23 protein-coding genes and 1 pseudogene are annotated in these 22,909 nt (G+C 65.6%); 6 read left to right on the top strand and 18 right to left on the bottom strand.

Going from position 1 to position 22,909, the window contains the following annotated elements; all coding sequences use genetic code 11:
* The 7 genes and pseudogenes from AC5Y2L_RS16005 to AC5Y2L_RS15975 form a co-directional block, all read right to left on the bottom strand.
* Positions 1–114 (bottom strand): annotated as a pseudogene (locus AC5Y2L_RS16005) (hypothetical protein); the annotation flags it as partial.
* A gap of 7 nt (positions 115–121) precedes the next feature.
* Positions 122–859, bottom strand: a complete 738-nt coding sequence (locus AC5Y2L_RS16000; RefSeq protein WP_499935417.1) for an SIMPL domain-containing protein — start codon at positions 857–859, stop codon at positions 122–124.
* Between the two features lie 75 nt (positions 860–934).
* The gene (locus tag AC5Y2L_RS15995; protein WP_499935415.1) at positions 935–2,920 is read right to left on the bottom strand and encodes a serine/threonine-protein kinase; all 1,986 of its coding nucleotides are present in this window, start codon (positions 2,918–2,920) and stop codon (positions 935–937) included.
* 2 nt (positions 2,921–2,922) lie between these two features.
* The gene (locus tag AC5Y2L_RS15990) at positions 2,923–4,932 is read right to left on the bottom strand and encodes a serine/threonine-protein kinase (RefSeq protein ID WP_499935414.1); all 2,010 of its coding nucleotides are present in this window, start codon (positions 4,930–4,932) and stop codon (positions 2,923–2,925) included.
* A gap of 134 nt (positions 4,933–5,066) precedes the next feature.
* Entirely contained in the window at positions 5,067–6,080 is a 1,014-nt protein-coding gene (locus AC5Y2L_RS15985; protein WP_499935413.1) for a zinc-binding dehydrogenase, read from the bottom strand.
* A complete protein-coding gene (locus AC5Y2L_RS15980; RefSeq protein ID WP_499935411.1) occupies positions 6,080–7,267 on the bottom strand; it encodes an LLM class flavin-dependent oxidoreductase in 1,188 nt (395 codons plus the stop codon). Before AC5Y2L_RS15980 ends, AC5Y2L_RS15985 begins: the two co-directional genes overlap by 1 nt.
* The gene (locus AC5Y2L_RS15975) at positions 7,267–8,232 is read right to left on the bottom strand and encodes an alpha/beta fold hydrolase (protein WP_499935410.1); all 966 of its coding nucleotides are present in this window, start codon (positions 8,230–8,232) and stop codon (positions 7,267–7,269) included. Before AC5Y2L_RS15975 ends, AC5Y2L_RS15980 begins: the two co-directional genes overlap by 1 nt.
* Positions 8,233–8,298: 66 nt before the next feature.
* Here AC5Y2L_RS15975 and AC5Y2L_RS15970 point away from each other — a divergent pair, with 66 nt between their 5' ends.
* A complete protein-coding gene (locus tag AC5Y2L_RS15970) occupies positions 8,299–8,712 on the top strand; it encodes a VOC family protein (RefSeq protein ID WP_499935409.1) in 414 nt (137 codons plus the stop codon).
* Positions 8,713–8,751: 39 nt separating this feature from the next.
* Here AC5Y2L_RS15970 and AC5Y2L_RS15965 read toward each other — a convergent pair whose 3' ends face one another.
* From AC5Y2L_RS15965 to AC5Y2L_RS15925, 9 genes are all read right to left on the bottom strand, one after another.
* Positions 8,752–9,153: a DUF4189 domain-containing protein gene (locus tag AC5Y2L_RS15965; protein WP_499935407.1), complete on the bottom strand. Its 402-nt coding sequence runs from the start codon at positions 9,151–9,153 to the stop codon at positions 8,752–8,754.
* Positions 9,154–9,221: 68 nt separating this feature from the next.
* Positions 9,222–9,587: a DUF4189 domain-containing protein gene (locus AC5Y2L_RS15960; protein ID WP_499935406.1), complete on the bottom strand. Its 366-nt coding sequence runs from the start codon at positions 9,585–9,587 to the stop codon at positions 9,222–9,224.
* Positions 9,588–9,792: 205 nt separating this feature from the next.
* Complete coding sequence (locus AC5Y2L_RS15955; RefSeq protein WP_499935405.1) at positions 9,793–10,206, bottom strand: DUF4189 domain-containing protein; 414 nt, start codon at positions 10,204–10,206, stop codon at positions 9,793–9,795.
* 84 nt (positions 10,207–10,290) lie between these two features.
* On the bottom strand, positions 10,291–10,686 hold the full coding sequence (locus AC5Y2L_RS15950) for a DUF4189 domain-containing protein (protein ID WP_499935403.1): 396 nt from the start codon (positions 10,684–10,686) through the stop codon (positions 10,291–10,293).
* Positions 10,687–11,535: 849 nt separating this feature from the next.
* Complete coding sequence (locus tag AC5Y2L_RS15945) at positions 11,536–11,886, bottom strand: DUF4189 domain-containing protein (RefSeq protein WP_499935402.1); 351 nt, start codon at positions 11,884–11,886, stop codon at positions 11,536–11,538.
* Between the two features lie 96 nt (positions 11,887–11,982).
* Positions 11,983–12,387, bottom strand: a complete 405-nt coding sequence (locus tag AC5Y2L_RS15940; protein ID WP_499935401.1) for a DUF4189 domain-containing protein — start codon at positions 12,385–12,387, stop codon at positions 11,983–11,985.
* 39 nt (positions 12,388–12,426) lie between these two features.
* Entirely contained in the window at positions 12,427–12,816 is a 390-nt protein-coding gene (locus AC5Y2L_RS15935) for a DUF4189 domain-containing protein (RefSeq protein WP_499935399.1), read from the bottom strand.
* 198 nt (positions 12,817–13,014) lie between these two features.
* Positions 13,015–13,407 carry a DUF4189 domain-containing protein gene (locus tag AC5Y2L_RS15930; protein ID WP_499935398.1) on the bottom strand — a complete coding sequence of 131 codons (393 nt, stop codon included), beginning with the start codon at positions 13,405–13,407 and terminating at the stop codon, positions 13,015–13,017.
* Between the two features lie 191 nt (positions 13,408–13,598).
* The gene (locus AC5Y2L_RS15925) at positions 13,599–14,000 is read right to left on the bottom strand and encodes a DUF4189 domain-containing protein (protein WP_499935396.1); all 402 of its coding nucleotides are present in this window, start codon (positions 13,998–14,000) and stop codon (positions 13,599–13,601) included.
* 545 nt (positions 14,001–14,545) lie between these two features.
* Between AC5Y2L_RS15925 and AC5Y2L_RS15920 the strand changes: the two genes are divergently transcribed.
* Both AC5Y2L_RS15920 and AC5Y2L_RS15915 read left to right on the top strand, forming a co-directional pair.
* Positions 14,546–14,758 carry a hypothetical protein gene (locus tag AC5Y2L_RS15920; RefSeq protein ID WP_499935395.1) on the top strand — a complete coding sequence of 71 codons (213 nt, stop codon included), beginning with the start codon at positions 14,546–14,548 and terminating at the stop codon, positions 14,756–14,758.
* Positions 14,759–14,792: 34 nt separating this feature from the next.
* The gene (locus AC5Y2L_RS15915; RefSeq protein ID WP_499935393.1) at positions 14,793–17,423 is read left to right on the top strand and encodes a helix-turn-helix transcriptional regulator; all 2,631 of its coding nucleotides are present in this window, start codon (positions 14,793–14,795) and stop codon (positions 17,421–17,423) included.
* Between the two features lie 36 nt (positions 17,424–17,459).
* Here the strand turns inward: AC5Y2L_RS15915 and AC5Y2L_RS15910 are convergent, their stop codons facing one another.
* Together AC5Y2L_RS15910 and AC5Y2L_RS15905 are read right to left on the bottom strand one after the other, a co-directional pair.
* On the bottom strand, positions 17,460–17,795 hold the full coding sequence (locus tag AC5Y2L_RS15910; RefSeq protein WP_499935392.1) for a DUF4189 domain-containing protein: 336 nt from the start codon (positions 17,793–17,795) through the stop codon (positions 17,460–17,462).
* 110 nt (positions 17,796–17,905) lie between these two features.
* Positions 17,906–18,304, bottom strand: a complete 399-nt coding sequence (locus tag AC5Y2L_RS15905; RefSeq protein ID WP_499935390.1) for a DUF4189 domain-containing protein — start codon at positions 18,302–18,304, stop codon at positions 17,906–17,908.
* Positions 18,305–18,776: 472 nt separating this feature from the next.
* Between AC5Y2L_RS15905 and AC5Y2L_RS15900 the strand changes: the two genes are divergently transcribed.
* From AC5Y2L_RS15900 to ftsH, 3 genes are all read left to right on the top strand, one after another.
* Positions 18,777–20,189, top strand: coding sequence for an MFS transporter (locus AC5Y2L_RS15900; RefSeq protein ID WP_499935389.1), 1,413 nt, complete (start codon positions 18,777–18,779; stop codon positions 20,187–20,189).
* Between the two features lie 62 nt (positions 20,190–20,251).
* Positions 20,252–20,542, top strand: coding sequence for a hypothetical protein (locus AC5Y2L_RS15895; RefSeq protein WP_499944130.1), 291 nt, complete (start codon positions 20,252–20,254; stop codon positions 20,540–20,542).
* Positions 20,542–22,905 carry an ATP-dependent zinc metalloprotease FtsH gene (gene ftsH / locus AC5Y2L_RS15890; protein WP_499935387.1) on the top strand — a complete coding sequence of 788 codons (2,364 nt, stop codon included), beginning with the start codon at positions 20,542–20,544 and terminating at the stop codon, positions 22,903–22,905. Before AC5Y2L_RS15895 ends, ftsH begins: the two co-directional genes overlap by 1 nt.
* Positions 22,906–22,909 lie beyond the last annotated feature (4 nt).

The following is a 22,909-nucleotide window of genomic DNA, read 5'->3' as shown; positions in this document are numbered from 1 at the left end:
ACGCAGCCAATGATGGTGGCGACCCGCATCGCCCGGCTGCGCCGCGCTCGCGATCGCCACGCAAAGATGGTGGCGACCCGCTTCGCCCGGCTGCGCCGCGCTCGCGATCGCCACGCAGTAGTTACCCCAGCTCCCAGACCGCGGTCACCGAGAAGCTCACCGTCTGCTGCCCGGGTTCCAGCGGCGTCGCGGCCATGCCACGCGGTGGGGCCGGCGGCGCCCCGGTGACCGGCGCGGCCCCGGTGCCCTCGGAGATCGACAGCACCTTGCCCAGCCGCAGGCCCGACAGCTGCGCGTACTGCTCCGCCCGGTTCTTGGCATCCTGGAATGCGCGTGCGCGCGCGTCCTTCACCAGTTGCGAGTCGTCGGCGATCGAGTAGCTGACCGAGCTGATGCGGGTGGCGTCGCCGCCGGTACTGACGATGAGGTCCAGCAACTTGGAGGCCGCATCGGTGGGATGGATCCTCACCTCGAGGCCGTTGCTGGCGCGGTAGCCGGTGATGGTGGCGGTGCCCGACGGGCCGCTGTATTGGGGCTGCAGGCTGACCTGCGTGGTGCGAATGTCCTTCCGGTCCAGCCCAGCTCCGGCGAGCGCATTGATCACCGCCTGTTGACGGTCGTTGGTCTGGTTCATCGCGCTGGTGACGTCGGGCGCGGTGAACTCGATGGCGACGTCGGCGGTCAACGTGTCGGGGACGCCCTGGACCTTTCCCGACCCGACGACGGTCACCTGACGCGGGTTCGCCCCCGGCGTTTTGGGGTGGGAATCACACCCCGACAGCGCTGCGAACGCCAACCCTGCGGCGATCAAAGCGATCGATCTGCGGACACGGCCGGGTGAGCGATGTGCGGTCGGCATGCCTGGCACCCTAACGTTTCCCGGGCACTCCGCCGGATTTGCCCTATTCCCATCGGGTTTCGCTCTGGGCGTTGGCTACGTTCCGGCCGACAAGCACGCATCGTTGAGCATTTCGCGCGTGTAGCCGGCCGCTCCGTCAAGTTCTGCGTCGCGTGCCCCATAGGTTGGCAGCGCTTTGGCAAAAGCCCGTTGATACTGCGCGGCGAAGATCGCGAAATCTTGTACGACCGGGTTGTTGCTGCGCCCAGCGATCTGCTCCGTGTCATCGGCGAGCCGGAGCATCAGTGCGGCCACCGTGTCGGCGAGTGCCCGTTGTTCGGGACTCCATAGGTCGGCCGGGAGAGTGCTGCCATTTTTGGCCCAATCGAGCACAGTCGGGTTCGATTTGAACGCCTTGAATTTCGAGATCAGCTCGCCGCAGTTGCTCAGGTCAGCGGTGGTGAGGAAACGCTGCGGATTGGCTGGGTCTTGCGGTGGCGCGGTCTGCTTGGGGGCGGGAGGTGCGGCGACCAGTGCCGATCGTGCCTTGGCCGCTCCGGTGTCGACGGTGCTGCATATCGATATCAACGCGTTGTAGGCGCTTTCCGCGGTGGCTCCCGTGCCGTTGGTCGGTACGAACCTATCGCCGATGATGTCTGCGAAGGCCCGCGCATAGGCGATGAACTGCTCGTAGAATTCCCGCATCACCCGGTGCGGAGTCGTCCTGGCCAACGCCGCCGATTTCACCGCTGCGGTGCGGTACGCATTTGCCGTGGCCTGCATAACTTTTCGCTGCTCGGGCGTCCACGTGTTGCCGGGAGTCTTGAGGGGATGCGGCTGACCTGGGTGGCTGGCGTCCCAGCCCTCGATCGGCGAGGAAACCAATGCCTGGCCGATGGGCGTCCATGCCCGACAGGTGGGGTCCTCGGTGACGAGGGTCACCGGGCCGGTGTCGTTGGCGCTGGCCCAGTTGCCCACTGGCGCTGTGGTGGTCGCGGCGGTCGGATGGCCATCGGGCTGTGGTCGGGCCAATGTCAGGGCGGCCACCACCGCTGCCACGGTCACGAGAACAAGGGCGACGCCAGCGAGGGCCCACTTGCGACGGCTACGCCGCCTAGGAGGCGGCACCCATCCGGGAGGCACCGGCCACGGCGGACCGTAGGGCACTGGAACCGGCGGCACCGGCGGTAACCGCGACGGCGGCGGCGGCCCGGTTGCGAGCGGTGGTACCGCGGCGGCGGGCGCGCGTTCGGCTCTGGTCGGCTCATTGCCCCTGAGTGCCACGGCAAAGTCCTGGGACGTGGTGAAGCGGTTGACCGGATCCCTTGCGAGTGCCCGCGACAGCGCAACGTCCAGGTCGGCAAGCTCTGGGCGCAGTGCACCGATCCGCGGCGGCGCCGAGTCCAGATGCCGGCTGATGACCACCGCGGCGCTGGGATGCGCGAATGGGGCTGCGCCACTGAGCAAGTGATAAGCCGTGGCCGCTAGCGAGTACTGGTCGGCGCGAGGGTCTAAGGGCAATCCCAGCAGCTGCTCAGGCGCGATATAACCGACGTCGGTCGGCGTCAACCCGCTGATGTCGTCGATCCGTCGCGCAATTCCCAAGTCGGCCAGCAAGATTCGCTGATGAGGGGTGCCCGGGTTCGATAGCAGGATGTTGGCCGGTTTGACGTTACGATGCAGCAGCCCGTGCCCGTTCGCATAGTCGAGCGCCGCGGCGATGGCATCGATGATCTCGAAGGCCCGAGCGCGCGGCAGTCCGTGCGGGAAGTGTTCGCGCAGTAACGCAGCGGTATTGTTGCCGTCGACGTAGCCCATCGAAATCCACAGGCGGCCCTCGAATTCCCCTCTGTCGTGGACGCCGAGTATCTGTGGGTGCGAAAGGGAGGCGGCCAGATCGGCTTCGCGTTGAAAGCGGGCGCGGAACTCGTCGTCGGCTGCCAGCGCGGCGGGAAGTATCCGCAACGCCTGCAGGCGGGGCAATCGGGGATGCTGAGCCAGGTAGACCTCACCCATCCGGCCGGCACCCAATAGCCGGACGATGCCGAACCCGGCGAACGTCGCACCGTCGGGTAGCGGCATCGCTATGCTCCCACCGCGCCGCAGGCCAAGCTGACCAGCTGGCGGGTAGCTTTGCCAACCGCGCCCAGCTGCCCGTCATGGCTGCCGTAGCTGGGCAGGGTCTTGACGTAGGCGCGTTGATATAGCGCCGCAAATGCCGCGAAGTCTTGAATCACCGGGTTGCTGCTGCGGCCCGCGGTGCGCTCGAGATCGTCTGCCAAATTGAGCATCAGTGGCGTCACTGCACCACTGAGCTGCTTCTGCCGGGGACTCCACTGCGCGATCGGAACATCAATGCCGAATTTGGACCACTCTTGGATGCTGGGATCTGCGTCGAACTTGTCACTCAACGACTCCCACTCGCCACAGGTGGTTCGGTCGGCGACAGCAATGAAACGTTGTGGCTGGTCGGCGTTTTGGGGCGCTGCGACGCGTGGTGGCGCAGGGCCGGGTGCCACCAGGCCCGATCGCGCGGCCGCCGCGCCGTCCCCGACGGCATTGCATGTGTAGATCAGCGAATTCATTGCCTGTTCTGCCGCCTGCCCAAGTTTCACATCCGCTTGCGGGAAGTAGTTGGCCAGACTGTCTGCGTAGGCACGCGCGTAGGCGATGTGTTGCTCGTAGAGTTCGCGCAGCACTCGATGTGTGCTAGCCCTCGCCAAGGGCACGCTCTTGCCGGCGGTAGAACGCATGACATTTCCCACCTGTTGCATGGCTGCTCGTTGTTCGGGGGTCCAGGCGCTGGCCGGGATGTGGATAGGGCTGTCCGGGCTGTTCGGCGGCCACTTAGCCAATGGCCCGTTGACCGTCCACTCTTGGGCTACCGTTTCCCACGGTACGCAGGTGGGGTCTTCGGTGATGATGCCGACCGGGCCGGTGTCGTGGGCGCTGCCCACCGCCGGCGCGGCTGTGCTTGTGGTGGGGCCGGCCGGGACGACGGGTCGGTTTTCGGTGTTGGTGGCGGTGAGCGCGACGACGACCGCGACGGCCACCGCAACCGCGGCGACGCCGCCCAGCGCCCACCAGCGACGGGTGCGACGTCTGGGTGGCGGCGCCCACGGCGGTGGCGGTCCAGGAACGGGAAGCGGCGGGCCTGGCGGCATAGTGGGCGGCGGCGGCAGGCGATTCGGCGGTGGCGGCGTCTGCCACTCCCGGGTTTTCGCCGTCTCGCTGGGCGCCGAGATCTGCGACTGACCGGCAAGCACGGTTGCCGCCGCGGCGGCCAGTTCGCCCGCACTCTGGAAGCGCTGTTCGGGTGTTTTGGCGAGGGCGCGCAAGAACACGTCGTCGATTGCCGGCGGCAGCCAGGGCGCGAATTGGGTCGCCCGGGGGATCGGCTGCAGCAGATGAGCCATCAGCGTGGCCGACATGCCGCTGAACTCGGCGTACGGGGTGCGTCCGGTGAGCAGCCGGAACAGCGAGCAACCCAGCGAGTAGACGTCGGCACGGTGATCCACCCGCTGGCCCTCGGGGGTCTCGGGCGCGGCATAGGAAGCGGTGGCGACCACCGTGCCGGTCGCGGTCAGCCCCGTTGCATCGTCGAGGGCGCGGGCGATCCCGAAATCGGCCAGCCACACCCGTTCGTGCGGTCCCGGAGGGCCGGCCAGCAGGAAGTTCGCCGGTTTCACGTCGCGGTGCAACAGCTTGCGAGAGTGGGCATAGTCGAGCGCCTTGGCCACCTCGGTGATGATGTGCACGGCGCGCCGCACGGTCATTCGGGTGTCGGTGACCTCGGCGCCGGCGTCGGTGCCGTCGACGAACTGCATCGCGATCCAGAGCTGTCCGGACGGGGTCTCGCCACGGTCGTACACGGTGACGATGTTGGGATGGTCGAGCGTGGCGGCCAATTCCGCTTCGCGCAGGAAACGGGTCCGGAATTGGGCGTCGTGCGACAGTTCCGCGGACAGCACCTTCACCGCGTCACGACGATGCAGCGACGGATGATGCGCCAGATAGACAGTGCCCATGCCGCCGGCACCGAGCACTCGCTCGATTCGGTAACCGCCCACCACGGTTCCAGCAGGTAGTGACATCGCCGCTGACTATTCCGTCGACTCGCGGCGGTCGGTCCGTGCGCATCCGCCGGCGGCAACCGACAGGGTGCGCGACGAGGACATGCCGTCAACAATAATTCGGCTGCCAAGCGGGTTCTGGTAAGGCGATGAACCTAGGGCGTGACGAGAATCTTGCAGTGCCGCTCGGGGTCGGCCAGATCGTCGAACGCCGCGCCCACGCCGTCCAGGCCGACCTCTCCGGTGATCAGCGGCGTGGGGTCGATTTCGCCCTCGGCGAGCGCGCGCAGCGAAGCGGCGAACTCTTCGGCGGTGTAGGCCAGCACGAACTGCACGTTGATCTCTTTGGCGATCGCGAAGAAGGGATGCACGGTGTCCGGCTGCATGCACACCCCGGCGACTACCAGGCGCGTTCCCGGCCGTGCTCGCAGCAACACGTCGTCGATGATTCCGGGCACCCCGACGGCCTCGAACACCACCACGGGTTTGACGTTCTCGAACGGCGAACCCTGCGCCGGGTCCAGGGCCTGATGTGCGCCCATCGTGGTCGCCAACTCCCGCCGTTTCGGCGAGAAATCTGCTGCCGCAATGCTTTCCACGCCACGGGCGCGCAGCGCGGCGATGATGGCGATGCCGATCGGGCCGCAGCCGATCACCAGCGCCGCCTCGTGGCGCTCGATGTTCGACTTGTTCACCGCATGCAACCCCACCGCCAGCGGCTCGGTCAGCGCAGCGTGTTTGAGGTCCAGGCCGTTGGGGATGGGCAGCAGCAGCGGCGCCGAGAGCAGCATCCGCTCGGCATAGCCGCCGATTGTGCTGTTGCTGTACACAATCGGCTCGAAGCCCTTGCTAGACACCAGCACTGGCAGCGAGGTGACCGGTGTCCCCGCGGGGTGGGTTTCGGTGCCTGGCCCCGCTTCGAGTATCTCGGCGCTGAATTCGTGGCCCATGAAGACGTCGCGCTTGAGATCCACGGTCATCCCGCCCGAGCCGCCGGCCAGGTGGCCGGTCATCTGCAACACGTCGGCGCCGTGGGCGGCGAAATGTAAGTCAGAGCCGCATATTCCACACGCCCGCACCGCGACCAGCACCTGGCCCGGTCCCGGTACGGGGTCGGGTACGTCGTCGCGGTAGATCATCCGCCCGTCGCGCAAAACCGAGGCGCGCATCAGTTCGGCGCTGCTTCGTGTTCGGCGACATGCTCGGTGATGGCTTTCACGACGGCCTCGCCGGCGCGCCCGATCAGCTGGTCGCGCCTGCCCTTGGCCCATTCGTGCGAGGCTCGCGATGCCTCCAGCTGTCCCTTGAAGTAGGGAATCACCTTGCGGGCGAACAAGTCATAGCAGTGGAACGTGGCCTGCGGAGAGGCCCAGTCATGGCCGAGCAGCAGCAGCGTGCCGAATCCGCCCGACCGCTCGAGCAGGTCCTCTATGTGGGCGATCGCGTCCTCAGGTGTGCCGATACAGCAATTGCCTTTGGCCGCATACTCTGCGACGAACTCGTGCGGTGACTGCGCGCCCTCGACCTCGTTGGACAACGGGACAAAGCCCGCCGCGCCGAAGTAATTCGCGAAATCCTGCAGCCCGTACGTGCAGTCGTCGATCGCCTGCTCGCGGCTGTCCGCGAGGTGCATGATGGACAGCACCCGCCAATCGGCGCGGTTGGGTTCGTCGCGGCCGACTTTGGCGGCCTGTTCGCGCACCACCTCCCAGGTGTTCTCCAGGGCCGCGTATCCGCCCGGCACCGACATCGACAACGACAGCAGCGACGTGCCCAGTGCACCGGCCAGTCGTGGCCCGGACGGGGAAATCATTGCGGCCGTGGAGATTTCCGGATACGGCCAAGTGTAAGGGCGGATGTGCAGTTGGGCGTCGCGTAGGGTGAACCAGTCGGTGTGACGGTCGATTCGCTCGGTGGGCCCGGCGCGAAACAGCGCGAGGATCGCTTCCAGGGACTCCTGCATCATGTGGCGCTGGTCGACCGGATCGATGCCCATCATGTAGGCGTCCGATGGCAGCGCACCGGGACCCGTACCGAACATGACCCGGCCGCGCGTCAGGTGGTCCAGCAATACCCAGCGGTCGGCCACCATCAGCGGGTGGTGATACGGCAGCGAGACCACCCCGGTGCCGAGCCGGATGTGCTTGGTCCGTTCGGCGGCGGCCGCGATGAATACTTCCGGACAGGCGATCAGCTCGTAGCCACCGGAGTGGTGTTCGCCGAACCACGCTTCGTCGTATCCCAGCCGGTCCAGCGCGACGACCCGCTCCATGTCGTATTCCAGTGCCACCGTTGGAGATTGGCCGGTCGGATGAAACGGTGTGATAAAGACGCCGAAACGCAGTGGGGTATCCATCACCATTCCACTCCTTCGAGGAATTCGAGCAATACGGCATTCACCTTGTCAGGCTGTTCCTGCTGCAGCCAGTGCCCGGCGCCGTCGATCATGACCTCGCGGTAGGGGCCGCTGACCACCTCGGCGGCCCGGTCCCGGCGGGTGAATGTCAATACCGGATCGTCCGTCCCACCGAGGAACAAGCACGGCACCGAGATGGTCTTTCCAGCCAGGTGCGCAGTCGTCTCCCAGTTACGGTCCATGGCGCGATACCAGTTCAGCCCGCCGGTGAACCCGGTGCGGGTGAATTCGCTGACGTAGTGGTCGAACTCGTCTGGGCTCAGCCAGTGGGGCAGTCCGTCGGGCTCCGGGAGCCGGTCGATGAAGCCGTCGCCGCTAGGCGCCGACATCCGCGCGCCCGCATCCGCGTCGGCCCGAAGACGTAGGCCACCCATCATCCGGCGCATGGTGCGGGCGGGATCAGCGTCGAGCTCGGCGTCGGCGACACCGGGCTCCTGAAAATACAGGATGTAAAAGAAGTTATCGCCGAACACGCGCCGAAGTGCTTGCGTCGTAGGCCGTTTCGGGCGAGGTACCGGTGGAACGCTCAACGCGGCGACGGCCGCGACCCGGTCCGGGTGCAGCAGCGGCGCGTTCCAGACCACGGTGGCACCCCAGTCATGGCCGACCCACACCGCTTTGTCGGCGCCGACGTCGTCGAGCAAACCGACGATGTCGGCGGTCAATTGGTGGATGTCGTAGGCCTCGATCGCGTCCGGGCGCGACGAGCCGCCGTAGCCGCGCTGATCGGGTGCCAGCACGTGATAGCCGGCCTCGGCCAACACCGGAATCTGGTGGCGCCAGGAATAGGCCAGCTCGGGAAAGCCGTGGCACAGGACCACCACCTTGGAGCCGCGATCCCCGGCCTCGACCACCCGCAGCTGCACACCGTTGGTCTCCACTAACCGTTCGGTTGACCACGTCACCGTCTCACCAAATCACAACGGCACCGGGCTGAGAAGTCCTGATGCGCGGCGCACCATAATTTGGTCATGCGTTTGGACCACATAGTTCTCTGGACAAAGGATCCCCGGGCCGCGATGGACTTCTACACGAAGGTGGTGGGGCTGGCACCGGTGCGGTTTGCCGAGTTCGAGGCCGGCGAGGCGCCGTTCCCCAGCGTGCGGGTGTCCGAGGACTCGATCATCGACCTCATGCCGATCGAAAACGCCGACGGTACGGCGTCGATGACGCGGGTCGACGGCAGCGGAGGCTATCCGGTGAACCACGTCTGCCTGGCAATGTCGAAGGCCGAGTACGACGCGCTGGATCGACGTTTGCAGGCTGCCGGCGTGGACACCGGCGCGCGACTGAACCACACGTACGGTGCTCGAGGGTGGGCGCCGCAGGGCTACTACTTCCCCGACCCGGACGGCAACGTGGTCGAGGCCCGCTACTACGAGTGACACCCAGCGTCACGCTCGTTACCCAACGCTTGGTGAGCGTCACCTGCTGCTGTTGGGTCCGGTGTTCGATCCGTCGTTGCACGGTGAGGACGCGATGACCCCGCTGGGAAGCCGGCTTCTGACCGCAGCCTCTGCCCGCTCTCTCGAGGGACCGGTGGCCGCGGCGAAGCCGGTTCTCGGCGGGGCGACGACGGCGAGCGCGGCGCAGGCGGTGAACGTGGTCGTCACGCTGCACTCCGGCCGGCCGCAATTGTTGTTTGCCACAACTTTGGCTTGCTCCTCGGTCGGCTGCCCCGACGACACGGCCCATCTCTTGCCGTCCGGCGTAATGGAAATGGCGCCCCACGTGGTGTCGGCACGTGCGGTGGGGACCACAAGGCCGGCCAGCATCGTTAGCAATGCTGCGGCGGCCGCGCCGACCGCGATAGAGGTCCTTATCATGGCGGTCCTCGTTTCCCGATGTGTTCCGCGAGCTTCACTGACAAGAGTTGACAAGAGAATGCTCCCCCTTATGAGGGAGCTCTAGGCGGGGGGACGTTGCACTGCGAACGTAGCACCGTGCTGCCGGGACTCTGGTTCATGGCATTCTTTTCCGCTTCCTCTTTGGTGGCGCCGGTATCTCCGAAGTACTGGTTTCCGTTTTTGACGACTGCGCCGCACTGAGGGGCCTTGAAGGTGATCAACACGTTGCAGGTGGGATTGTTTTGATGACAATTGAAGTTCGCAGTCCTATTGGCCTGGTATTCATTTGGCTGATTCCACGAGGTGCCGACGTATTTGCCGTCTGGCGAGACGGCGATCGCGCCCCAATCCTCGTAAGCGTATGCGGTGGGCGCGATGGCGACAGCGGCGATCAGGGGTGCCCCGGCGGCCACGCAAAGTGCAGCGTGTCTTCGAAGACCGGTTGGCTTCATCGTGGTCCTCTCTACAGCGTCGGGTCGAAAACGTTGCGGCGGAGCGTTACCGCCGTCCGACCGTAACGCTGCCGCTAAATGCCGACTGACCGGATCGGGTCAGCGGTTGCGTGGTTACCGCTGAGACGCAACGCCTCTCAGTGAGGCAACACAGAGCCGAGCGTTATCACACTGGGCCGCCCATAGCAGATCCGCCGTCGTTGCACACCGACTTGCGAATTGTGCTGCCCGCAAGCTGATTCTGTGCCGCTTGCTCAGCATCCTGTTGCTTGGCACCGGTACCTCCGACGAACTTGGTCCCACTTTGCGCGACGGCGCCGCAGTCGGTGAAGCTGATCACCACATTGCAGGGGGGTGCCTGGTTGGCCGGCCTCGGGTAGTAGCACATTTGCTTGACTCTCGATTCCGCGTCCGACTTGCTGGAGTAATTCGTCACGTAATAGCCGCGCGAGCCGTCTTGCGAGACGGCGATCGAGCCCCACTGGCCGTCGGCATGAGCGGTGGGGGCGGCTCCGAGGCCCAGGGCGGCCACGGCGGCGCCCGCCGCGCAGACTGCGACGGGTAGCCGAAAACTAGGCATTACCACGATGATTCCTTCCCCTTGTGCGGCTGATCCAGGTATCGAAATTTATTGGTGAAAGGGTTCCCCGCGTTTACAGCTGGGCTAGTGCCATGAAGTGGGTCCGGAAGCCGGCGGGTTGTTGCAGGCCCAGCTGACCTCAACGGCGCCCGGTCGTTGGGCCGCAGCTTCGGCAGCCTCCTTCGTGGGACCGATTCCTGTGGAGAAGTTGTTCCCACTACGGAAGAGCGCGCCGCAGTCGGTGAACAAAACCGCCCTCCGGCAACCGTCACCACACCGGCTACCCGCAAAACCATTAGCGTTGTACTGGCTGTCCTCTGCGTACGAGATACCCCAGTGTCCGTCTGGCCCCGTGTAGATCGCCCCATACTTGCCGTCGGCGTGCACGGCGGGGGCGACGGCGACGGTCAAGGCGGAGACGAAGACAGCACCGGCCCCGAGCATCGAGCCGTATGTCAAGGAGTGGGTGAGTTTCATCATGTTCCTTCTTCTTTGGCCAGCTGCTCTGCCGATGGTGGAATCAGTTGGAGCGCTGAGCGGTTGGATCCTGGCGAAAAATCGTCGTTTGGTGCAATCCTTACCCGAGATGCCTGCGTGTGAACCCGGGTCGCACTACCTGCAATTCCTAGCGATCGTCGTGGCCACTACTCAACGCTTTGCGACGACTACGCAACGAGCGGGCAGTGTTCGCCCGGATCGACCGGAATTCCGCGGGGCGCCAACAGCGATTCAGAACGACCGAAACTTCTTGTCGCGAACCATGTGTGGCCGACACATCGCAGGTAGTGGCGACCGTCCTCAACCGCCGTCATCGCTCGATCGGCGGTGGTCGTCATCAACCGGCCCTTCCCGTTCTGCTGCCTTGTGGATCCGAGCCGCATGCCGAGTCGACAACCGGGGCCCGTAGGGCCATTTTTGCCACGTTGGCCCGGGCCTCCTCTCTGGTGGCTCCACGTGCCCCGTACCATCGGGAACCCCATTTGAGTAGCGCGCCGCACGGGGTGTCGACCTGGCCGAATAGGACGATCCTTTCGCAAGGGGCGCCACGTCCGGCTTTGTAGCACGCGTAGTTGGCCTCGATTTCTGCATTACCCAGGCCGTGAGCGCCGGTGTATACGGCCCATGAATCAGCGATGTCAGCCGAATACGCGCCGTAAAGGCCCTCGGCGTGTGCCGGGGGCGCCCCTATGACCAGTGCTGCCGCCATGACGCCGGCCGCCCAACAAGCGGTGCCCCGTGTAGGCCTGGACCTTTTCATGATTGCTCCTTCCGCCCTTGTGAATTCGTCAATCTGTCGTTAGCCGAATGTCCGGCCTCGACGGGGCACGGTCAGCCCTTCCATGAAGTTGGCCCGGAACCTGGCGGGTCATTGCATGCCCAAGTCACCAGGGTGCTGCCGGGATGTTCGCCCTGGACGGCACCTTCTGCCTCTGCCCTCGTTTTGCCGAATGCCCAGTAGAGGGAGTTGCCGCCCCGGGCGATCGCGGCACAGTTGTGCAGGTAGTTAGCCGCTGTCTTACAGTCGGAACCGCATGCCGCGTTCGCGAGAGTGATCGCTTCTTGAATGTTTTGCTTCCCATACGAAATGCCCCAGTGGCCGTCTGGCCCGGTGGCGATCACGCCCCAAATGATGGCGGCGTGTGCCGTGGGTGTAACCGCGACGCCGAGCGCGGCCGCCATTACGGCGCCAGCCAGGCAAACTACGGCACATCGTTGAAATCTGGCTATTCTCATGGCGTTTACTTGCTTTCCGAGATCAATTCACCACACCCAGGTTCAGCCCTGCCAAGAGGTTGGTCCTGATCCCGGCGGGTTGTTGCATGCCCAGGTGACAAGAACGCTGCCGGGGTGTTTGCTTTGGACGCGCTGTTCTGCGTCGGCTCTGGTGTTGCCGAAGTCCGAGTAGAGCGAGTTCCCGTCCCGGGCGATCGCTGCACAGTTGTTCATGAAGGTAACTGTCGTACCGCAGCCCGACCCACACGCAGAGTTCGCCGAGTTGATGGCTTGCTGAGCGTTTTCCTTGCCGTACGAAATGCCCCAGTGGCCATCCGATCCGGTGACCACTGCGCCCCAGGCGGGGACGGCGTATGCCGTCGGGGCCATTCCGACGGTAACGACCGCGGCGATCGCTGCGCCGGCCGAGGCGATCGCGGCAGGTGTTCGAAAACTGATTGCTGTCATGGCATTCCCCTCTTGGCGCAAGGGCCGGCGACGAAGACGTCAGCCTCTGTTGGGTGTTTCACTGCACACCGTCTCGGCGATCGTGCTGCCGGGAAGCCCTTTCAGGGCAGCGGCTTTCGCCTCAGGCACGCTGGCAGCGGTTGCGGCATAGTAGTCCGTGGAGGTTTGGGCGAGCGCGGCGCAGGCGGTGAAGGTAACCAGCACCTTGCAGTCATTGACTCCACACGCGGTGAGCGCCTGGTTTTGGGCGTCCTGCTCGGTAAGCCGTCCGAACGATCTGCCCCACTTGTGGGCGCTTTGCGAGGTGGCGATCGCTCCGAAGGTTGTTTTGGCGTGTGTGCTGGGGGCCGCCACGACGTTCTGTGCGGTGATGACTGCAGACCCTACCGCAAAGGCCGTGGCGATTCGTCGAAAGCTGTTGAGAGCCATACCGATTCCTTCTTGAGACTGGGATCGGCAGTCGGTAGCTCCTCGGCTCACGGCGACTGCCAGTGCGGCTATGGTTGGTCTCCTTGTTGCGCAAACCCCTTCGCGCCTAGGGAAACTGGTCCTTCATGATGGCAACGTTCTCTGGCCGGCGGCTATCAGCACGGCTTGGGCAATACGGACTGATCTCTCGGCCCGCGTTCATTGCGCCCATCCAACGGGTCCGGAGGCCGGTGGGTTGTTGCATGCCCAAGTGACTTCGGTTGCGCCGGGACGTTGGGCCGCGGCTTCGGCGGCTTCTTTCGTGGGCCCGGTTCCCGTGAAGAAGTCGTTTCCACTACGGAAGAGCGCGCCGCAGTCGCTGAACCGAACTGCGATCCGGCACCCGTTGCCACATCGAGTCCCCGCAAAACCGTTCGCGTTGTACGTGCTCCCCTCGCCAAAAGCGATGCCCCAGTGGCCGTCTGGCCCAGTGGCGATTGCGCCGTAGTTGTTGTCGGCGTGCACCGCGGGTGCCGCGACGACGGTCATGGCGGTCAGGACCGCGGCGCCGGCCGCGAAGATCGTGCCAGTCGACAAGCTGGTCAGTTTCATCGATGGTTCCTTTCCTGGTCGGGTGATCCACCTCTAAATCGCGATTGGGACGTTGTTCGATTGGGGCACGGTGTTACAGCCTCGAGTGCTGGCGGGTGGGCGGCTAATCCGCTGGGACCACATCGTGTCGAAAAACCGAATTGAGGTCGGACCTCTTTTCGGGTTGATTACCGCCTCGGCCCACCGCGTCTTTATCCCTTAGGAATACATGCCGACTTGGCGACACTGCTGCCCGGCAGTTGGCTGGTGGCCGCTTGTTCTGCGGCCTGTTGGGTGGCGCCGGTACCGCCCGCCCACTTGCCCCCGCCTTGGGCAACCGCACCGCAGTCCGTGTAGGTCACCACCACGGAGCATTTGCGGTCCCTCAAATAGTTACACCCCTCCATTGCACGGGCTTGGGCTTCGCCCTGGGTGGGATAACCATCGGGCAGGCAGAAGACATTGCCCGTGAGCGTGGTGTTGGCCGGCGCGGCACACGCGCCCCACTGGCTGTTGGCGTGTGCGGTGGGGATTGCGGCGACACTCAGCGCAGCCACCACAGCGGCGCCGCCGGCGACGATTGTGGCTGATGTTCGAAGCTTGTTCGGTATCACAGCGAGTCCTTTCCCTGGTGGATGCCCTGCTACGTCGAAATGGTGTCCTGGTTGCCATCCTCGCTCTGCACACCCTCATCCAGCCCCGTGCTGCACTACCTGCAATTCGCAGCGGCCGGCAGTAGCAACTACTCAATGCCCTGCACCGATTACGCATATGACGTGGCAGCCATTCGCCAAATCGGCTGGGCCGAATCGCGGCGCGGCAACGGCGAATGGGCCTGACCGGAACTCCGTAATGCAATAGCGCGACCGGGGTTTGCGTAGTCGATACGTAAGGGCCACGAACCGTAGGTAGTCGGTCCGAATTGACCGTCGGGATTCGGGTAGTGGTGCACGGGCGCCGACGGTGGCGCGGTGAGCCAGAGTGAGCGTGGACCGCACCGGGTAACCGCCGCGGGCTGGGCGACGGAAGTAATCGACGTGGTCCGGAGGAGGCCGATGATCGCTGCCCTCGAACCGGCCTCATCCAAATCTCCGCCAACCGTGACACGGAGACCGAGCCAAGCCGCCCAAAACACCCATCACCCCCAGTGACGGCAAACATGACCGCTTTCGATGACGCTTTCGGTCGATATGAGACCGCATTGCGGCGACTTCCCGATGCGCATTCGCTGGCGCTGCGGCTCCGCGCCGCGGGCGTTGCCGACGAGGTGATCTGTCAGTATTTGCAGATCGAGCCCGAAGGATTGGACAGTGTCCTCGAACTAGCGCGAAAGAAATTACAAGCAGAACTGCAAAAATTGCCAAATTCGTAAGCTGCGTCGTTGCGGTGCAGTTAACATCGCTACCATGGGCGACCGCTGGCCCTTGACGGGCCGGGGGGAAGAGCTTCGGCTCATCGGTGAAGCCCTCGCCGACAGCGACCGCCAGGGGGTAGTTATCGCTGGCCGCGCCGGCGTGGGCAAAACCAGGCTGGCCCGTGAAGCGGCCGAGTCGATGGCGGAATCACGATGGGTGGTCAGGCGGCTGACCGGCACAGCGACGGGCCGGTCCGTGATGCTGGGTGCTTTCGCACGATGGATCGACAACTTCGATGCCACCCCGCTGGCCATGGCGCGCCAAGTCCTCACTGCATTGCAGGCCGAAGCAGGCGATGCGCCGTTGCTGGTGGTCGTCGACGATGCGTACTTACTCGACGACCTGTCGGCTCTGGTAGTGAACCAATTGGTGACCCAGGACATCGCCACGGTCATCGCCACCACTCGCACCGGCGAAGCGGCACCCGATGCGGTGAGCACGCTGTGGAAGGACGGGGTGCTGCGCCGGCTCGAGCTGCAACCGCTGTCGCGACTGGAGTCCGAGGAGCTGCTGCGGTCGGTTCTGGGTGAGCTGAGTGCCGAGTGCGCTGAGTGGATGTGGAAACTGACCCGCGGAAACGTGCTGTACTTGCGCCATCTCGTCGAGCAGGAACGCGCAGCGGGCCGGCTGGTGTCTGACGGCGGCCAATGGTGCTGGACGGCGGGGCCAGCGGTATCTCCGACACTTGTCGAACTGGTCGAATCGCAGATCGGCGCGGTGCCTGACGATGTGCGCGATGTCGTCGACCTGGTGGCCGTTGCCGAACCCATCGACAGGTCCTGTCTGGTGTCGATGGTCAACCGACAGTCAGTCGAGGCCGCCGAGGAGCGCGGATTGATCAGGGTGTCGTCGAGCACCGACACGGTGTACGTGGGTCATCCGCTGTATGGCGAAGTCCGGCTCAACCAGTGCGGTCCGCTGCGGCTGCGTCGCCTGCGCGGCGAAATCGCAACCGCGTTGGCGCGCACCGAAAAGCCCGCGCGGGCAGACCCGCTTCGGCTCGGCTTGTTGTGGCTGGAATCCGACCTGCCGCCCGACCACCACGTACTGGCGCGGGCCGCCAACATCGCCCGTTCGCGACTCGACCTCGCTCTCGCGGAGCGCTTCGCGTACGCGGCGGTCGAAGCCAGCGCAGACCCGGCAACCAAACTGCTACTCGCCTACATCCTGTTCATGCGCGAGAAAGGAGCCGAATCCGAACAAGTCCTCAGCACCATTGACCCGCACGATCTGCCCGCGACCAGTTTCGTCAACCCAGCGATCCTGCGCTCGGCCAATTTGTTGTGGGTGCTGCGGCGCCCCGACCAAGCCTGGGATGTCATCGAGGACGCCCTGCGCCGCAGCGACTCTGAGCGCACCGACCACTTGCGTACGTTTCGTGCTGTCCAGCTGATCTTGGCGGGAAAGCCGGCCGAAACGCTTGAGGTCATGGCCACGGTCGACGAGCATCACCTCGACCATTTCGGGCGGACTCTGGGTCTTTGCGCCCAGGTTATTGCGCTCGGCGACCTTGGCCGGCCACACGAAGCCTGCGATAAAGCCGCCGCGGGTTACGCGGTGATCAGCGCAGCGCCTCAGGACAGCTATCAGGGCACCGGCTTGGCGGAATTTCACGCGTATGCGCTACTGGCCGCGGGATTTGTCGACGAGGCGGTGACCGTCGCCGAGGACCGCTATCGGATGTGTGCCGAACTGCCCGGGATGATCAGGTCGATGGCCACCGCGGTGGTGGGCATGACCGCACTCGGGAAGGGTGATCTCGTCACTGCGTTGCGCCACCTCGGCTCGGCGGACACCGGCATGGGCAGCTACGGCGAAATCAGCGGAATTTTCTACCGATTCAAGATATTGCGGACCGAGGCGCTGGCACGGGCCGGGCAGGTTGATGCCGCCGTCGCGGCGTTGGAAGCTACGCGCGACTGCCGACATCCCGCCTACGCCTATGTCGAATCCGGCTACCGGCTCGCGAGCGCATGGGTGACGGCGGTGCGGGGACGGGCCGGGGAAGCACGTGAGATCGCCTCCCGTGCTGCCGAATTCGCCCGCAGCCACGGTCAGCTGGCGCGAGAGGTGATGTGCCTGCAGACCGCGGCCCAATTGGGCGACGACTCCGTCGCGGGCCGGCTAGGTGAGTTGGCATCGCTGGTCGAGGGTCCCCGGGCAGCGGTCGCGGGCCGGTACGCACGAGCGTTGGCCGACGGTGATGCCGCGGGATTGGAGACAGCGTCTCGCGAATTCGAAGCCATGGGCGATATGTTGGCCGCCGCGGATGCAGCCGCCCAAGCCGCTTCGAGTTATCGTCAGGCCGGTCTGCGGGGGAGCGCACTATCCGCGAGCGCGCGCGCCCGCCAGCTCGCCCAGGAGTGTGGCGGGGCCGTCAGCCCTGCGCTGGCGGCGGCAAAGGTCGCGCTGCCGCTGACCGAGCGTGAGCGGGAGATCGCCCTGTTGGTGTCGCAGGGTCTGTCCAACCGCGAGATCGCTGAGGCGATGTCGCTATCGGTGCGCACCGTCGAAGGCCACATCTATCGTGCGACGGTGAAAGCCGGCGTCGTCACGAGAGCTGAACTAGCCGCAGTAGTAAAGCAATTCAACCAGTCGGCGGCCTTCGCCTCATCACGATGACCTTGGCGGAGAGCCATTTAGAGGTGGAACGGGCGGTCAGCCCCGGTTGTCACCGACTCGCCGGACTCCCTCGTTGCACGCCGAGAGGACGTACGTGCCGCCGGCACTCTGGCGGCGGGCGTTCGATTCCGCTTCCGATCGAGTGGGGCCCTCCGCCGTATAGAAGTCATTGCCTTTTCTGACCAGTGCACCGCAGGAGGCGAAGGTCAGTACGACGTTGCACGCGGAGCCGCAATTATCTTTCGCCAGGCGTTGAGCTTCCGACTCGTTGGGCTGTCCCCATGCCATCGCCCAATGGCCGTTCGGCCCGGTGGCGATAGCTCCTTTGCCTAAATCGTCGGCGTATGCACTGGGCGCGACGGCGGCGCTCACCGCAAATGCCAGTGCGGAGCCGACGGCCCAGATCGCTGCTCCCGTTCGAAAACTGTTCCGTACCACCAGGATTCCTTCCTTAGCTCGGGCCGGCTAGGCGGCACGAGATTTCAGTTGATACACGCTGACGTAACGATCTTGCCGCCGGGCACCTGCAGATTGTTCAGGGCCGCTTGCTCCGCTGCCTGTTTGGTGGGGCCAGTACCCCCGCCCCATTGGTTTTCGGCAAGGGCGACCGCACCGCAATCTGTGTAGGTGACCAACACGCGGCATTGGCGGTCCCTATTGATGTTGCACATCGACGTCGCCTGCCGTGCGGCGTAATCCCGGCTGTCATAGCCGCCGCGCAGACAGGCCGTCATATCCGACTTTTGCGGGTCACTCGGAACGGCACAGGCGCCCCACCGATCGGCGTGCGCGGCGGGCGCCACGGCGACGCTGAGCGCGGCCGCCACGGCGGCAGCGGACCCGACGATCGCGGCTTGCGATCGAAAACTGCTCCCCATCATGGTGTTCTTTCCCTGGGCCGGGTGAGCCTGGCGTTCTTGAGTGATCCCGGGGCGCGACCCCTGTGCAAATCCTCACTCCGCCAAGTTCGTTTTGGGCCCGTGCCGCACTACCTGCAATTCGCCTCGGCCATCGAGCGGACTACTCGATGGCGTGCGGCGACTACGCACCCAGGATCGCGGCTGTCCACTGAATCGGGCCGAACTGCGCGATCGCGTAGTCGTTGCGCGAAGGCCTCGGATCGCAAGTAGCGCGTTGCGATTGCCCGGCGTGATTCGGGTAGTCCGATCCCGACCCGTAGCGCCGACAACTCGATAGCATTTGCCGATGCGTTACCGCGTGGACCAGGCCAGGCAATGAGACCCGTTCACGACCAGCGTTTGATGCCGTACCGCTCACCACGTGATGCGCGGTACATGTTGCGGTGCACAGCTTTTCGTGACTCTTTGGAGTCGCGAAACACGGGGCGGTGCAATGGCTGAGGATTCCCCGCGTCGCGTCGCACCTGTCGCCTACCGACAGGCTTCACCGCGAACCGCCGACGCAAAGCTCGATGAGGCTCCCGACGTGAATCGCCGGCGGATCGTCGTCGCCACCATGGTCGGTACCACGATCGAATTCTTCGACTTCTACATCTATGCCACGGCTGCCGTACTCGTGTTCCCGGCGCTGTTCTTTCCCCAGGGCGATCCGACGGCAGCGTTGCTCAAATCGTTCGCCACCTTCGGCCTGGCGTTCGCGGCGCGGCCGCTGGGCTCAATCGTTTTCGGGCACTTCGGTGATCGGATCGGGCGCAAGGCGACGCTGGTGGGCTCGTTGTTCACCATGGGGATCGCGACCTTCCTGATCGGGTTCCTGCCCACCTATGAGCGGGTCGGAGATATCGCGCCCGCACTGCTCGCGGTGCTGCGGTTCGCCCAGGGGCTGGGTCTGGGCGGGGAGTGGTCGGGCGCGGCCTTGTTGGCTACCGAGACCGCAGCCAAAGGCAAGCGGGCGTGGGCGGCGATGTGGCCGCAGCTGGGCGCTCCGGTCGGCTTCTTGGTGGCCAACGGGATGTTCTGGCTGATCATGTTGGCCCAGCACTTCGACGCTAACTCGAAGACCGGCAGCCACGCTTTTTTCACGTGGGGGTGGCGGGTGCCGTTCCTGCTGTCTTCGGTGATGGTGATCGTCGGTCTGTACGTGCGGCTGCGGCTGTCCGAGACACCGGTGTTCGCCCGGGCCGTCGCGGAGGGGAAGCGGCTCAAAGCGCCCGTGCGACAGGTGTTCCGCACGGCGTGGCGCCCGCTGATCATCGGTACCTGCGTGATGCTCGCCACTTATGCGTTGTTCTACCTGCTGACCACCTGGGTGGTGTCCTACGGCACCGGCAAGGTGGTGGACGTCAGTGGGGTGAAGCTGCACATCCCTTACACCGACTTCCTGGCGATGCAGCTAGTGGCCGTGTGCCCATTTGCCATCTTCGTGCCGGTATCGGGATGGCTTGCCGACCGCTACGGTCGCCGTGTTGTGCTTCTGGCCGTCACGGCGGCGATCATCTTGTTCGGGGCGGGCTTCGGCTACCTGCTGGATCCGGCTTCCACCACCGTCGGCTCGATGCTGGCGTTCCTAATTGTGGGAATGACATTGATGGGCCTGACATTTGGCCCCATGAGCGCGGTGCTGCCGGAACTGTTCCCGACCAATGTCAGATATACCGGCAGCGGCATCGCCTACAACTTCGCGTCCATCCTGGGCGCCGCGATTTTGCCTTTTATCGCCACCTGGATCGTGCATCGGCACGGTGTCGGTTGGGTAGGTGCGTACCTGGCGGTGGTCGCTACCCTCACCCTGATCGCGCTGCTGGTCATGCGGGAGACACGCGAGGTGGAGCTGGACTCGGTCTAGGTCGCGCACGATCGGCCCGCGGCGCCCCGGCTCCGCCGGAGCTGGCGATCGCCGCGCGTCCGATGGCGGCGACCCGCGGCGCCCCGGCTCCGCCGGAGCTGGCGATCGCCGCGCGTCCGATGGCGGCGACCCGCGGCGCCCCGGCTCCGCCGGAGCTGGCGATCGCCGCGAGGCCGATGGCGGCGACCCGCGGCGCCCCGGCTCCGCCGGAGCTGGCGATCGCCGCGCGTCCGATGGCGGCGACCCGCGGCGCCCCGGCTCCGCCGGAGCTGGCGATCGCCGCGAGGGTAACCTGGACTTTTCTAGCTGCGCGCAATCGGGGAAGGAACCTGGCCGACAAGGCCGATGATTGATGAACCGGAAAAACTTGCTCCGCACCGTCACGGCAATCGCTGTCGTGGTGGTGCTCGGCTGGTCGTTCTTTTACTTCAGCGACGACACCCGCGGTTACCAGCCCGTCGACACCTCGGTGGCGATGGCCCAGATCAACAACGACAACGTCAAGAGCGCCCAGATCGACGACCGCGAGCAACAGCTGCGATTGACGTTGAAGCAGGGCAACGGCGACACCGACAACAAAGACAAGGTCATCACCAAATACCCCACCGGATACGCCGTCGACCTGTTCAAAGCCCTCAACGCGAAGAACGCGAAGGTCAGCACCGTCGTCAACGAAGGCAGCATCCTGGGCGAGCTGCTGGTGTATGTGCTTCCACTGTTGTTACTGGTCGGCCTGTTCGTGATGTTCTCCCGCATGCAGGGCGGCGCCCGAATGGGCTTCGGCTTCGGCAAATCGCGCGCCAAGATGCTGAACAAGGACATGCCGAAGACCACATTCGCCGACGTGGCCGGCGTCGACGAGGCGGTCGAGGAGCTCTACGAGATCAAGGACTTCCTGCAGAATCCCAGCAGGTACCAGGCGCTGGGCGCCAAGATCCCCAAGGGCGTCCTGCTGTACGGGCCGCCGGGAACCGGCAAGACGCTGCTGGCTCGCGCCGTCGCCGGCGAAGCGGGCGTCCCGTTCTTCACCATCTCCGGGTCCGACTTCGTCGAGATGTTCGTCGGCGTCGGCGCCTCCCGGGTGCGTGACCTGTTCGAGCAGGCCAAGCAGAACAGCCCGTGCATCATCTTCGTCGACGAGATCGACGCGGTTGGCCGGCAACGAGGCGCCGGCCTGGGCGGCGGTCACGACGAGCGCGAGCAGACCCTCAACCAGCTGCTTGTCGAGATGGACGGTTTCGGCGACCGCGCCGGCGTGATCCTCATCGCGGCCACCAACCGGCCCGACATCCTGGACCCCGCGTTATTGCGGCCCGGTCGCTTCGACCGCCAAATCCCGGTATCCAACCCCGACCTGGCCGGTCGCCGGGCCGTCTTGAGGGTGCACTCCAAGGGCAAGCCGATCGGTCCCGACGCCGACTTGGACGGCCTGGCCAAGCGGACCGTCGGCATGACCGGCGCCGACCTGGCCAACGTCATCAACGAGGCCGCGCTGCTGACCGCCCGGGAGAACGGCACAGTCATCACCGGCCCTGCGCTGGAGGAGGCAGTGGACCGGGTGATCGGCGGCCCCCGCCGCAAGGGCCGGATCATCAGCGAGCAGGAAAAGAAGATCACCGCTTACCACGAGGGCGGCCACACCCTGGCGGCTTGGGCGATGCCCGACATCGACCCGGTGTACAAGGTGACGATCCTGGCCCGCGGACGTACCGGCGGGCATGCGGTCGCGGTGCCGGAGGAGGACAAGGGGCTGCGGACCCGCTCCGAGATGATCGCTCAGCTGGTTTTCGCGATGGGCGGGCGCGCCGCCGAGGAGCTGGTGTTCCGCGAGCCGACCACCGGCGCGGTCTCGGACATCGAGCAGGCCACCAAAGTAGCCCGGGCGATGGTCACCGAGTACGGCATGAGCGCCCGCCTGGGCGCGGTCAAGTACGGCACCGAACACGGCGACCCATTCCTGGGCCGCTCGATGGGCACTCAGTCGGACTACTCCCACGAGGTCGCCCGCGAAATCGACGAAGAGGTGCGCAAGCTGATCGAGGCGGCGCACACCGAAGCGTGGGAGATCCTGACCGAATACCGCGACGTGCTCGACACGCTGGCCGGGGAGCTGCTGGAAAAGGAGACGCTGCACCGGCCCGAACTGGAAGCGATCTTCGCCGACGTCGAAAAGCGGCCCCGGCTGACCATGTTCGACGACTTCGGCGGCCGGGTTCCGTCGGACAAGCCGCCGATCAAGACCCCGGGCGAGCTGGCGATCGAGCGCGGCGAGCCCTGGCCCCCGCCGGTGCCCGAGCCGGCCTTCAAGGCGGCCATCGCACGCGCCAACGCGGCCGCGGAGGCGCAGGTGGCGCAGTCGGGTGCCTCGGACGGCGGAGGCGCCGGCCACGGCGCCAACGGTTCCCCCGGCGGCTACGGTCAGGGCGCGCCGCCTAACGGCCCTACCCAGCCCGACTACGGCGCCCCGGCCGGCTGGCATGCGCCAGGATGGCCGCCGCAGCAGTCGCGCGGCAGCTGGTACCCCCCCACCGCACCGCCGCCCAACTGGCAGCCGGCACATGGTTATCCCGGCCAGCCGACTCAACCTGGGCAGACCCAGCCGTCGTACTCGCCCTATCCGCCCTACCCGCCGCCGGATCAGCCCGCTCGCGAGGCCGAGAAGTCTCCTGACGAAGACGAGGATGTGAGCCGGTCCAACCCACCGGCCCATGGCTGACGAA

It is taken from the genome of Mycobacterium sp. NGS66, assembly GCF_059812225.1.
Note: the sequence above shows the minus strand (reverse complement) of the source record. Positions and strands in the feature narration are given on the sequence as shown.

Bases quoted from the DNA above. Each gene is read 5' to 3' on its own strand.
- AC5Y2L_RS16000 (WP_499935417.1), bottom strand. From the start codon at position 859: ATGCCGACCGCACATCGCTCACCCGGCCGTGTCCGCAGATCGATCGCT.
- AC5Y2L_RS15995 (WP_499935415.1), bottom strand. From the start codon at position 2,920: ATGCCGCTACCCGACGGTGCGACGTTCGCCGGGTTCGGCATCGTCCGG.
- AC5Y2L_RS15990 (WP_499935414.1), bottom strand. From the start codon at position 4,932: ATGTCACTACCTGCTGGAACCGTGGTGGGCGGTTACCGAATCGAGCGA.
- AC5Y2L_RS15985 (WP_499935413.1), bottom strand. From the start codon at position 6,080: ATGCGCGCCTCGGTTTTGCGCGACGGGCGGATGATCTACCGCGACGAC.
- AC5Y2L_RS15980 (WP_499935411.1), bottom strand. From the start codon at position 7,267: ATGGATACCCCACTGCGTTTCGGCGTCTTTATCACACCGTTTCATCCG.
- AC5Y2L_RS15970 (WP_499935409.1), top strand. From the start codon at position 8,299: ATGCGTTTGGACCACATAGTTCTCTGGACAAAGGATCCCCGGGCCGCG.
- AC5Y2L_RS15965 (WP_499935407.1), bottom strand. From the start codon at position 9,153: ATGATAAGGACCTCTATCGCGGTCGGCGCGGCCGCCGCAGCATTGCTA.
- AC5Y2L_RS15955 (WP_499935405.1), bottom strand. From the start codon at position 10,206: ATGCCTAGTTTTCGGCTACCCGTCGCAGTCTGCGCGGCGGGCGCCGCC.
- AC5Y2L_RS15950 (WP_499935403.1), bottom strand. From the start codon at position 10,686: ATGATGAAACTCACCCACTCCTTGACATACGGCTCGATGCTCGGGGCC.
- AC5Y2L_RS15945 (WP_499935402.1), bottom strand. From the start codon at position 11,886: ATGGCGGCCGCGCTCGGCGTCGCGGTTACACCCACGGCACACGCCGCC.
- AC5Y2L_RS15940 (WP_499935401.1), bottom strand. From the start codon at position 12,387: ATGACAGCAATCAGTTTTCGAACACCTGCCGCGATCGCCTCGGCCGGC.
- AC5Y2L_RS15935 (WP_499935399.1), bottom strand. From the start codon at position 12,816: ATGGCTCTCAACAGCTTTCGACGAATCGCCACGGCCTTTGCGGTAGGG.
- AC5Y2L_RS15930 (WP_499935398.1), bottom strand. From the start codon at position 13,407: ATGAAACTGACCAGCTTGTCGACTGGCACGATCTTCGCGGCCGGCGCC.
- AC5Y2L_RS15920 (WP_499935395.1), top strand. From the start codon at position 14,546: ATGACCGCTTTCGATGACGCTTTCGGTCGATATGAGACCGCATTGCGG.
- AC5Y2L_RS15915 (WP_499935393.1), top strand. From the start codon at position 14,793: ATGGGCGACCGCTGGCCCTTGACGGGCCGGGGGGAAGAGCTTCGGCTC.
- AC5Y2L_RS15905 (WP_499935390.1), bottom strand. From the start codon at position 18,304: ATGATGGGGAGCAGTTTTCGATCGCAAGCCGCGATCGTCGGGTCCGCT.
- AC5Y2L_RS15900 (WP_499935389.1), top strand. From the start codon at position 18,777: ATGGCTGAGGATTCCCCGCGTCGCGTCGCACCTGTCGCCTACCGACAG.
- AC5Y2L_RS15895 (WP_499944130.1), top strand. From the start codon at position 20,252: ATGGCGGCGACCCGCGGCGCCCCGGCTCCGCCGGAGCTGGCGATCGCC.
- ftsH (WP_499935387.1), top strand. From the start codon at position 20,542: ATGAACCGGAAAAACTTGCTCCGCACCGTCACGGCAATCGCTGTCGTG.